The following is an 11350-nucleotide window of genomic DNA, read 5'->3' as shown; positions in this document are numbered from 1 at the left end:
GCCCCGCGCCGGCGCGGCGCCGGGTGTCGTCGCCGCGGCCGTTGTCGATGTCGCCTGTCAGGCCTGACACGCCGAATTCGTGCTTGCCGTCCGCTCCCAGGCGCCACACCATGCGGCCGACCACGGTGTTGCGCTCGCGGTCGGTCTGGCCGGTGCCGTAGCCCTGCTCGTCATCGTCGGCGACGATGTTGTAGGAATAGCGGTTGGAGGCATTCGCCGTGTTGCTGCCGCCGCCATAGTAGCCGCCGTCGCGCGGAAAATAAGCAAGCTGCCATTCGAACGGGCCGGGACGGCTTGCATAGGTCACGCCCAGGTCGTACTTGTCTTCCAGGCCGGCATAGAACGCGATCGACTCGTAGAAATTGTTCGACGCAAACGGCATCAGGCCGAACGGGTTCTTGTCGACGCCGACGTGCAGTTCGCTCGCATCGTCGAAACGCATACCGATCCATGCGTGCTGCAGGAAATGCTGCCAGTAGTCGCCCTGCCCTTTGGGGTAATGGTTGTAGCGGTACTGGGCCGAGCCGATCAGCTTGCCGTCGTCGTACTTGACGTCGAGCCGCGCGGTGTCCAGGCCGACGAAGCCGCTGCGGCGGTTATCGTCCCAGCTCTTGTGGCCATAATTGAAGCGGATCGCGCCGCCGACCGTGAACGGGCTTTCGGTATTTTCCGCGGCGATGGCGCCGGGAGAGGCAAGCAATGCAAGTCCGGCCAGGGTGGAAGCAAGCCCGCGGGCGGCCAGATCGTGATCGTAGAACATGGAAAACATGGTGTCTTTCAGAAAAGCGGCGCCACACCAGCACGCTGCGCGCCAAGGGCGCGGCCGGTGAGCGCAATCCGAAGCCGGCGTCGGCACGTAACGGCGTGCATGCGGGCAAGCGGCGGACGGACAGGATGTTCAGAACGGACAAGCCGCCAGCAATGTGGCGGCTCCCGAGTACGGTCTGGCGGACGGGCAGCCAGCCAACGGTGCGCGGCGCCGATGCCGGGAGCATCGGCGCTGTTCAATCCGCTATCGTCAGCGGATCACGGGCATTTTAACGCCAAATGCATATTTGCACAAATATGCATGCTGTTTTTATAACCTTTGGCGCCGCCTTCGACCACCGTTCGGCCCTTGCGCGACACCGGGTGGCGGCGCCGCGCCGGCCCCTGCCTGCCCCCGGCGGATCAGGCGGCCAGCGCCTCCAGGTCGACGATCCGGTAGCTGGCCTGCGCGCCGTCGTCGACGGTGGCGATGAACTCCCACGCGGCGCCGGGGCCGCCCATGCGGTAGATGCGTCCACTGCCGGGCGGCACCAGCAGATGCACGCGCGCGACGACATAGCCGACGTGCGCCTCACCGCGGCGCACCACCATCACGTCCCCGCCGTCGCCGCCGCCGGCGCGCAAGTCGCGCAGCCGGATCGGACGGCCCTCCCAGGCCATGGCGCCCTCGCCATCGGTGAGCGCCTCGCGCAGGCTGACGATACGCTCCACCGCCCCGATTGGCGTCGCGTACATGCCGCCGCCTTCGAACACGATGTATGGGGCGGTATTGGCCACCTGCCGTCGATCGCCGTCGGCGGCGCCGCTGCGCTCGCCGCCAGCGGCATCGCGGCTCAGCTGTGCCTCGGGAAAGCGCGCGAACAGGCGTTCCTCGTCGAGCACGCGCAGCGGCGCGCCGTCCGGCGTGAACTGCGCCGACAGCAGGTCGTCCGGCTGCGCCGGCGCGGCCGTGTCGAGCGCCTGCAGGCTCAGCACCGCATGCACCGGCAGTCCGAGCGCCAGGCCAGCCCGCTCGACCACCGCCAGCAGCGCGGGAGCGGCGTCGTCCGGCGCCGGCGCGAGGCCCAATGCGGCCTGCCCCAGCACCGGCAGATGGCGCCCGCGCCAGATGCAGCAGGCGGTGCTTGAACCGGCGCCCAGCACGTTCAGCTGCGGCATCGGCAGCACCTCGGCCAGCGCATCGGCGGCCAGCGCCAGCCGCTCCGCGCCGGCCTGCAGCACGGCATATGAACGCACCGCGCACGGCGCTGCATCCGATGCGGGGGCAGCCGCAGCGGGCGCGGCATCCTGGTGCCAGGCCGCGGACAGGCCCGCCAGCCGGTCGACGTCGAGGAGGCTCAGGATGCGGCCGCCGTGGTGATCACCACCATTGCCGCTATCGTTGCCAGGCAGGCGCGCCGCGCACTGGAAGACTTCCGCGTCGTCATCGTCATGGTGCAGGCGCGTGACGTCGTGCGCCGCGACCTGCGCCAGCGCGCCGACCCGATCGACTTTCAGCCCGACCGTGCGGCCGGCGGCGTGCAGGATCAGCACCAGCGGCGCCGGCTTTGCGCCCGCCGCGCGCGGCGCGGCGCCGACATCGACCCAGCGCGCCAGGTCGACCACCGGCACCAGCCGCCCCGCGTGTTCGACCACGCCGGCCAGCGCACCCTGGCGCCGCGGCAGCAGCGCCGGTGCGGACGGAAACGGGATCGCCTGCACCACGCTGGCGGCGGGAACCCCGATCCAGACCGCGCCGACAGCGGCCTGCGCCAGCTGCAGCAGCTTGTCCCCAAGCACTGCTCAGCGCTCCGTGGCGATCTGTTCGAGCTCGCTCAGCAGGGTCGAGGCATTGCGCGTGGCGCTGGCCTGGGCGCTGGTCGAGGCATGGATGCTGCCGATCGATTCGCTGGTGCGTTCGGCCGACTCGACGATGCGCCCGAATGCCTCCTCGACCTCGCCCGAGAGCCGCGCGCCCTCGCCGACCCGAACCACGGTCTCGTTGATCAGCTTGGCGATTTCGCGCGCCGCCAGCGCCGACTTCTCGGCCAGCTTGCGCACTTCGTTGGCGACCACCGAGAACCCCTTGCCGTGCTCGCCCGCGCGCGCCGCCTCGATCGCCGCGTTGAACGCCAGCAGATGGGTCTGGCCGGCGATGTCGCCGATGGTGTCGATAATCTCGCGCACGTCGCTGGACGCGTGCTCGACCGCCTGGATCGACTGGCGCGAGCGCGCGAGCAGCTTGCTGCCTTCGACCGCGTCCAGCTGGGTGCGCGCAGCCAGGCCGCTCGAATTCTCCGAACCCCGGGCGATCTGCGCGATCGACTGCGACAGCTCGTTCAGCACGCCGGAAATGGCGCTCACCTTGGCGCTGATCATTTCTTCGCGGTGCACCTGCTCGGTCACGTCCATGGCGAACTTGACCACCTTGTACGGCTTGCCGTCGACGTCGAAGATCGGATTGTAGGTAGCCACGATCCAGATGTCGGCATCGTGCTTGCCGCGCCGCTGGAAGCGCCCCGACTGGAACTGGCCCTGCGCCAGGTTGGCCCAGAAATGGCGGTAGGCGGCGCTCTTGACCAGCGCCGGATCGCAGAACATGCTGTGATGGACGCCGGCCACTTCGTCGGCGGTATAGCCCATGGTGCGCAGGAAGTTATCGTTGGCGCTCAGCACATTGCCGCGCAAGTCGAATTCGATCACGGCCTGGGAGCGTCCGATCGATTCCAGCTTGCCCTTGATCTCGGCATCGCGGCGTTTCTGCAGCGTGATGTCGGTGGCGAACTTGACGATCTTGAATGGCTTGCCGTCGGCGTCGAACACCGGATTGTAGGACGCCATCAGCCAGATGTCGTTGCCGGCACGGGTCACGCGGCGGTATTCGCCGGCGTTGAATTCGCCGCGTCCCAGGCGGTCCCAGAACGCCAGGTATTCGGCCGAACCGGCCAGCACCGGGTCGCAGAACAGGCGGTGATGCTGGCCCCGGATCTCGTCCAGGCTGTAGCCCATGGCGTCGAGGAAGTTGGCGTTCGCGCTCAAGACCCTGCCCTGCAGGTCGAATTCGATCACCGCCTGGACCCGGTCGATCGCCTGGCTCTTTCCTTCGTACTCGGCGTTGCGCTCGGTCTGGGCGGTAATGTCGGTGGCGTACTTGATCACCTTGCAGGGCTTGCCGTCCGCGCCGAACACCGGGTTGTACGAGGCGCTGATCCAGACGTCGCGCCCGCTCTTGTGGCGGCGCTTGAACTGGCCCGCGTGGACTTCGCCCTTGCCCAGGTGAGCCCAGAACAGCGCGTATTCGGGCGACGCGGCGTACGCAGGGTCGCAGAACAGCCGGTGGTGCTGGCCGCGCAACTCGTCGAGCGAATAGCCGAGCGTCTCCAGGAACCGTTGGTTGGCGTCGAGGATGCTCCCGTCGAGGCCGAACTCGATCACGGCCTGCACCCGGTTGATGGCATCGATCTTGGCCGCGTTCTCGGCCTGTTGCCGGCGCGACTGGGTGATGTCGGTGGCGAACTTGATCACCTTGATCGGCCGTCCCTCGCCGTCGAACACCGGATTGTAGGTCGCTTGCAGCCAGACCGGCTTGCCGTCGCGCCCCAGGCGCATGTATTCGCCCTGCCCCGGATGGCCGCTGCGCAGCGTTTCCCAGAACAGCTCGTAGGCTTGGGAGGCGACGTAGTCCGGCGCGCAGAACAGGCGGTGGTGACGGCCTACGATCTCGCTCAGCGCATAGCCCATCGCGTCGAGGAAGTTCTGGTTGGCGTGCAGGACATGGCCCTTCATGTCGAACTCGACCACGGCCTGGGTGCGCTGGATCGCGTCGAGGGCGGCGTGGGCCAGGTCGAGCCGGCTGTCGAGGGAAGCGAGAGTGGTGGTTGGCGTCATTATTACTGTGTTGGCAAGAGGCGGCGGCGCAGACTGCGACTTCCACACCGACCACTTAAATTTCCGAGGGGAACTAAGGTTACCAGTTTCGGACCATTTACCCCGTACGAATTCAATCGAAAAAACAACTGATGTCTGTTCAGTCACGGTTCGTTGCCATCGGACAACGCTTGATTTGCATATGTGGGATCTGGGCGCATGACCTTCACGCACGTTGCCGACTGGGTGCGCCGGCAGCCGGGCCGATCGACGCAGCATCTGGTTGCGGGCGCCAGCGATCGGGCTGGGTCGGCCGCTCCAGACCTGCTATCCTTTGCGCCTTTCGGATTCCGGCCCATCGCATGCAGCGTCCCCGATACTTGCCCGACAATTTCACGCTCAGCCTGCTGGCCACGGTGGCGCTGGCCAGCCTGCTGCCCTGCTCCGGTATCTGGGGCGACGTCTTCGGCGTGCTGACCAAGGTCGCGGTGGGCGCGATGTTCTTCCTGCACGGCGTCAAGCTCTCTGGAGACGCCGTCCGCCAGGGCGCCTTGCACTGGCGGCTGCATGCCTGCATCCTGGCCACCACCTTCGTCCTTTATCCGCTGCTCGGCCTGGCGCTGCAGCCGATTGCCGGTCTGATCACGACGCCCGAGCTGTACCTTGGCGTCCTGTTCCTGTGTGCGCTGCCGTCGACGATCCAGTCGTCGATCGCATTGAGCTCCCTGGCGCGCGGCAACGTGCCGGCGGCGGTGTGCAGCGCCTCGGCCTCGACGATGATCGGCATCGTCGTGACGCCGCTCATCGCCGGCATGCTGATGGCGACCCACGGCGCGCCGGCCGCCGCGCTGTCGTCGATCGGCCCGGTGGTGGCGCAGCTGTTGCTGCCCTTTATTGCCGGCCAGGTCGCGCGGCGCTGGATCGGCGCCTGGGTCGGACGTCACAAACCAATGCTGAGCCATATCGACCGCGGCACCGTCCTGCTGGTGGTGTATACCGCCTTCAGCGCGTCAGTGATCCAGGGCCTGTGGCAGCGCCTGCCACTGCCCGCCCTGGCCGGCCTGGTGGCGCTGGTCGCGTCGTTGCTGGCGCTCGCGATCATGCTTGCCCGGCTGGGCGCGCGCCGGCTTGGCATGGGCACCGGGGACGAGGCGACGATCGTGTTCTGCGGCGCGCAGAAAAGCCTTGCGAGCGGGGTGCCGATGGCCCAGGTGCTGTTCGCGGCTGATCTGGTCGGGGCGGTGGTGCTGCCAATCATGCTGTATCACCCGATGCAGCTGATGGTATGCGCGGCGATCGCGCAGCGCTATGCGCGCCGCGATGGCGAGCTCAGCCTCTGAATTGTCTGCTTCACCGAGGCCGACCGTTCCGGCGTCACACGACGTCGCGCCCCCGGCGTCCGATGGCGGAAAACGCCTCCGTCAGGTCTTGTACCTCGACAGGTTTGACGAAATAGCGCTCGAAACCCGCCGCCAGCGCCGCCTGCCGGTCGGCTTCCTGCCCGTATCCGGACATCGCCATCAACACCGCTGTCCGCGTTACCGGATCCGCGCGCAACATGCCGGCCAGCGTCAAGCCGTCGATGTCCGGCAAGCCGATGTCGAGCAGGCAGACGTCCGGCTGCAAGGCGCGCGCGCGCCATGACCTCGCGCGGCTGCGAGGTGCTCACGACGTCGTGCCCCATCGACGCCAGCAGCATTTCCAGCATCATCAAGCCGTCTTCGTTGTCGTCGACCAGCAGGATCCTCAGCCGGTGCTGGGCGGTGCGAAGATCTGTCCGGTCCAGTGCCGCCGCCGGCAGCCGATCGATGTCCAGCCTGGGCAGGCACACGGTAAAGCGCGTGCCATGCCCCACGCCGGCGCTCTCCGCGTTCACATGCCCTCCGTGCAACTGCACCAGACTGCGTACCAGCGCAAGACCGATGCCGAGGCTACCCTGGGAGCGGTCCGACGTGCGCTCGGCCTGCGAGAACAGTTCGAACGCCTGGTCGATCAGTTGCTGGCTCATGCCGATGCCATTGTCCTGGACCGCCATCCGCACATGGTGCGGGTCGATCGCCAGCTCGACCCCGATGGTACCGCCTGCGGGCGTGAACTTCGCTGCGTTGTTGAGCAGGTTGGCCAGCACCTGCACCAGCCGTTTGTGGTCGCCTTCCACGAAGGCAGGCGATGGCGGCTGGCTGACCTGCAGCGTATGCCCGCGCGATTCAAGCACCGGCCGCATTTGTTCCAGCGCCTCGGCGACGATCCGCTTCGCGTCCAGAACCGCCTTGTCCAGGGTAATCAAGCCACGCGTCACCCGCGCGACGTCGAGCAATTCGTTGACCAGGCCCGTCATGTGCTGCACCTGGCGCGTGATGACGGCGCTCGAGCGGCGGACATGATCGACATTGGCGCCGTCATGCGCCAGCAGCGATGCAGCGGCGCCGATCGGCGCCAGCGGATTGCGCAGTTCATGGGCCAGCATGGCCAGGAATTCGTCCTTGCGGCGGTCGGCCTCTTTCAGCGCATCCTCCGCGCGCACTCTCGCTTCGATATCCATCGCGACGGCCACCGCGCCGACTCTGGCGCCGCCGGCGTCGACGATCGGTGCAGCCGACACCATCAGCATGCGCTGCTCTGGCTCCACACCGAACGTCCTGACGCGCAACAGGCTTTGCTCGACCACTTCGCCAGCGCGGGCGCGCTGTAAAGACCATTCGTGCGGCTCGAGCTTGCGGCCAGCGCGCGGACCATCGATGAACCAGCCATGCCAATGGCTGAAGTCGATCTGTCTCGACGACCCCGGCAGCGTCGCGCCGAACATCGCTTCGTGCGCCGGGTTACGATGCAAGACCGATAGCGCGTTGTCGACCACCAGCACGCCCACCGGCGCGGCGCGCAGCACACCCGCCAGGTGAGCCCGTTCCGACTCGGCCATCTGCGCGTTGCGCAGCGCTTCCTCACGGCTCAGGCGCAAGGCTTGCTCGGCCAGCACCTGGGCGGTAATGTTGATCGTCGTGTGCGACACGCAGGTCAGAACGCCCTCGGCGTCGTAGACCGGCGTATTGGTGGCGCTCCAGTACATGTCTTCGAACCAGGTCTGTCCATCCTTGTGCATCTCGATCGGATAGCGCTGCACCGGCATCGACTGGGATTGCCCGGTTTCGATGGCCGTCCGGATCGACCCGCCAAGGTCGCGCACCGCAGTGACGCCGGGATCGTTCGGGTCATCGCCGAGCACCTCGAACAAGGGCATGCCCAGCAAGTCTTCGCGACGGCGCGAGACGGACCTCAGGAAAGCGTCGTTGACCGCAAGAATTTCGAGTTTCTCGGTCGGGGCCAGCAGATATTGGCCAATTGGGGAACCGTGAAAAGCCGCGTTGAAAAGGATATCGGAAACCATGATTGCTCGATCAATAAGACCATATTGTCGACTTTTCTGGATCGAGCCGGCGCACGCGTCGCCGCATGCAATCGACGCAGCGAACACGTGAGGGCGCCGTGCAGCGGGCATACTCGGGGGCCTGATGTCGTGATCGTTAATGCCCCCGCGAGACCTCCGACTCAGGGCAACATCAAGCAGGTGGTAGAAATGAAGTTTCCAGGCGCCCCATACGGATCAGGACAACGCGATGCCTGCATCCGCATTGTCCGGGATCGGTCAAAATGGTAGAGCTCGAGCTCGACGATTGTGACTGCAACCAGCGGGAGCCGGAAAAATCGATGGTTCCAGTGAAGAACTTGACCTAGCGGCGGCGCTGCTTAGTCGGCTCTACGTGGTAGCGACCAGACGTCCTCCCCCAGCCGCGTAACCCGCGTTTTAAGGATAAGAGATGACCGAGTTAACGTTTGACCCGCTTGAACTGATGCGCAATAACCCTGGTGCGATGAACATACCCGGCGGGCTGCTGACCAAAAAGGGGGCGCAACCCTATGTAGGGTGTGTGCCGGCCATTGTGGGTACGTTGTTTTTTTACTGACGCGCACCTATCCGCAGTACGTGACGCTATCGCAGCGTGCTTCGATTCCTACGAGCTTAAGGTCAAACCGGAGTTAACTTGGCTTTTTCGCGAAGATCCTCCTGAGGGTCCGAGTAAGCAGTCGGTCGCGAAAGCGAAGCGGCTTGATGCAATGCTCGCGGCCATGGACGAGGATGACGGGCTGAGCTTTCACTACACAAGCGGCCAACAGGAGCATGACGCCGGGCCGTGGGAGTTCCGAGTGACTGGCCTACCGGCTTGGCAAGCCAGTATGGGCGACTGGGGCCTATGCGGCTTGCGTTTTGCCGTACCGCTACTGTTCGTCGAGGAACAGCCTTCCACATTTGTAAACCTGTTTGTCGAATTCGCGCGACGCTTGCGCGCCGTCCACGGCTATGCCGGGCACGGCTTGGTGCTTTCGGCCTTGCGCGACATGGAGAATCAGGCATTCGAGGCGTTCCTGACGTCAAAACTACGCGGTTTCGACGCAGGAAGCTTAATTGCTGGCGCAACCAATGCACACCAAGGAATCAAGACTGTCGGATGGCTCACAGCGATCAGCCATGGCTATCTTGAGAAGATAGGTGGCGAATCGACTTTACGCTCGGAATTGCCAATGGACTGGTTCGGGCTACACGGTTATGGCGATGGCGTTGTTATCCAAGCCGGTCCACGGCCCGAGCCCGCGCCGGCAGATGCGCCACTCCCAGCATTACTCGTACTACCCAATATGCTCTTGCAGCGCATTCGCACTCCAGAGGTTGGGCTGCACTACGCGTCCGCCAACAGCGAGTCGCGGCTCATCGGCCGGGCTGCCACCGAATGGCTTCAGCGGCTCGACGTACCCGCCGAACAGATTATGGCGTTCAAGGCGAAACTGCTGGACGAACCAAGGTTGACCGCACATCGCTGATGGATACATCTTACGCCCGAGCTGCAAACCGCGCCAAGGCAGCACATGGCAGAACGCTAAAGCTTGTAAAAAAGCTCGCCGAAGCGAGCCTTTTTAAACTTCAGAAGAATAATCTCTTTATGAAACTCATTCCCACTCGATCGTCGCCGGCGGCTTACCCGATATGTCGTACACAACCCGGTTCAGGCCACGCACTTCATTGATGATCCGGTTCGACACCTTGCCCAGCAGCGAGTGCGGCAGATGCGCCCACTGCGCCGTCATGAAGTCCAGCGTCTGCACCGCGCGCAGCGCAACCACATACTCATAGGTACGGCCGTCGCCCATCACACCCACCGACTTCACCGGCAGGAACACGGCAAAGGCCTGGCTGGTCGCCTCATACCAGTTGATCGGCGCCTTGCCGGCGTCGATGCCCGGCACGTGCGGCACTTCGAACGGGGTGTTGCGCAGTTCTTCGATGAAGATGGCATCCGCTTCGCGCAGCAGGTCGGCATATTCCTTCTTCACTTCGCCCAGGATGCGCACGCCCAGGCCCGGGCCCGGGAACGGGTGACGGTAGACCATATCGTGCGGCAGCCCCAGCGCCACGCCGAGCTTGCGCACTTCGTCCTTGAACAGTTCGCGCAGCGGCTCGAGCAGTTTCAGGTTCAGGGTTTCCGGCAAGCCGCCCACGTTGTGGTGGCTCTTGATGGTCTGGCCCTTTTTACCTTTGCCGGCCGATTCGATCACGTCCGGATAGATGGTGCCCTGCGCCAGCCACTTGGCATTGGTCAGCTTGCCCGCTTCGACCTGGAACACTTCGACGAATTCACGGCCGATGATCTTGCGCTTCTGTTCCGGATCGGTGACACCGGCCAGATGGCCCATGAACTGCGCCTCGGCATCGATACGCACGACCTTGACGCCCAGGTTCTTCTCGAACATGTTCATCACCATCTTGCCCTCGTCCTTGCGCAGCAGGCCGTGGTCGACGAACACGCAGGTCAGCTGGTCGCCGATGGCGCGGTGGATCAGGGCCGCGGCCACGCTCGAGTCGACGCCGCCGGACAGGCCCAGGATGACTTCGTCGGTGCCAACCTGTTCGCGGATCTTGGCGACGGCTTCGCCGATGTAGTCAGGCATGTTCCAGTCCGACTTGCAGCCGCAGATCTCGTGCACGAAGCGGCCGATGATGGCTTCGCCCTGCGAGGTGTGGGTCACTTCCGGATGGAACTGCAGCGCGTAGAAACGGCGCTCTTCGTCGGCCATGGCGGCGATCGGGCAGCTGTCGGTCGAGCCCATCAGCTTGAAGCCTTCCGGCATCTCCAGCACCTTGTCGCCGTGGCTCATCCAGACCTTGAGCATGCCGTGGCCTTCGCCCGTGACGAAGTCGTTGATGCCGTTCAGCAGCGCCGTATGGCCGCGGGCGCGCACTTCAGCGTAGCCGAATTCACGCTTCAGGCCGTTCTCGACTTTGCCGCCCAGCTGGGCCGCCATGGTCTGCATGCCGTAGCAGATGCCCAGCACCGGGACGCCAGCTTCGAACACGGCTTGCGGCGCGCGCGGCGAGTCGCCTTCGAGCGTCGAGTTGTGGCTGCCCGAGAGGATGATGCCCGAGGCGCCGTATTCGCGGACGAACTCGTCGCTGACGTCGTAGGGGAAGACTTCGGAGAACACGCCGGCGTCGCGCACGCGGCGGGCGATCAGCTGGGTGACCTGGGAGCCGAAATCGAGGATAAGGATTTTGGAATGCATAGCGAATGTAGTGGTGTGCGTAGGGTGGACGGTTGTGCCGTCCACGCGTTCAACCGGTGCATGCGTTGATTGGACGCGTGGACGGGGAACCCGTCCACCCTACAAATTCTGGGCCAACGTGATG

The 11350-nt window shown here is 65.1% G+C and carries 8 protein-coding genes and 1 pseudogene; 3 read left to right on the top strand and 6 right to left on the bottom strand.

The features are described 5' to 3' along the window. From QPK27_RS13795 to QPK27_RS13785, 3 genes are all read right to left on the bottom strand, one after another. Positions 1–769: porin (locus tag QPK27_RS13795; protein WP_290418823.1), on the bottom strand; the 769-nt coding region annotated here is incomplete at its 3' end. Between the two features lie 401 nt (positions 770–1170). Continuing rightward, positions 1171–2547 carry a chemotaxis protein CheW gene (locus tag QPK27_RS13790; protein WP_290418822.1) on the bottom strand — a complete coding sequence of 459 codons (1377 nt, stop codon included), beginning with the start codon at positions 2545–2547 and terminating at the stop codon, positions 1171–1173. Between the two features lie 3 nt (positions 2548–2550). Then, positions 2551–4635, bottom strand: coding sequence for a PAS domain-containing methyl-accepting chemotaxis protein (locus QPK27_RS13785; protein ID WP_290418821.1), 2085 nt, complete (start codon positions 4633–4635; stop codon positions 2551–2553). Between the two features lie 341 nt (positions 4636–4976). Between QPK27_RS13785 and QPK27_RS13780 the strand changes: the two genes are divergently transcribed. Further along, on the top strand, positions 4977–5954 hold the full coding sequence (locus QPK27_RS13780) for a bile acid:sodium symporter family protein (protein ID WP_290418820.1): 978 nt from the start codon (positions 4977–4979) through the stop codon (positions 5952–5954). 34 nt (positions 5955–5988) lie between these two features. On the opposite strand, the gene QPK27_RS25490 is transcribed toward QPK27_RS13780, so the two are convergent. Further along, entirely contained in the window at positions 5989–6189 is a 201-nt protein-coding gene (locus tag QPK27_RS25490; protein WP_374047067.1) for a hypothetical protein, read from the bottom strand. A gap of 253 nt (positions 6190–6442) precedes the next feature. After that, a pseudogene (locus QPK27_RS25485) lies at positions 6443–7534 on the bottom strand (ATP-binding protein); the annotation flags it as partial. Between the two features lie 895 nt (positions 7535–8429). Here QPK27_RS25485 and QPK27_RS13770 point away from each other — a divergent pair. Both QPK27_RS13770 and QPK27_RS13765 read left to right on the top strand, forming a co-directional pair. After that, positions 8430–8576: a hypothetical protein gene (locus QPK27_RS13770; protein WP_290418818.1), complete on the top strand. Its 147-nt coding sequence runs from the start codon at positions 8430–8432 to the stop codon at positions 8574–8576. Next, entirely contained in the window at positions 8539–9489 is a 951-nt protein-coding gene (locus QPK27_RS13765) for a type VI immunity family protein (RefSeq protein WP_374047065.1), read from the top strand. The genes QPK27_RS13770 and QPK27_RS13765 overlap by 38 nt, the downstream gene beginning before the upstream one ends. 126 nt (positions 9490–9615) lie before the next feature. Here QPK27_RS13765 and guaA read toward each other — a convergent pair whose 3' ends face one another. Beyond that, entirely contained in the window at positions 9616–11226 is a 1611-nt protein-coding gene (gene guaA / locus QPK27_RS13760) for a glutamine-hydrolyzing GMP synthase (protein ID WP_290418816.1), read from the bottom strand. Between the last annotated feature and the right edge of the window lie 124 nt (positions 11227–11350).

Source organism: Massilia sp. YIM B02443 (assembly GCF_030411955.1).
Lineage (GTDB): Bacteria > Pseudomonadota > Gammaproteobacteria > Burkholderiales > Burkholderiaceae_D > Telluria.
The sequence above is the reverse complement of the archived record's forward strand: the minus strand, read 5'-3'. Positions and strand labels throughout refer to the sequence as shown.

Bases quoted from the DNA above. Each gene is read 5' to 3' on its own strand.
- QPK27_RS13770 (WP_290418818.1), top strand. From the start codon at position 8,430: ATGACCGAGTTAACGTTTGACCCGCTTGAACTGATGCGCAATAACCCT.
- QPK27_RS13780 (WP_290418820.1), top strand. From the start codon at position 4,977: ATGCAGCGTCCCCGATACTTGCCCGACAATTTCACGCTCAGCCTGCTG.
- QPK27_RS13785 (WP_290418821.1), bottom strand. From the start codon at position 4,635: ATGACGCCAACCACCACTCTCGCTTCCCTCGACAGCCGGCTCGACCTG.
- guaA (WP_290418816.1), bottom strand. From the start codon at position 11,226: ATGCATTCCAAAATCCTTATCCTCGATTTCGGCTCCCAGGTCACCCAG.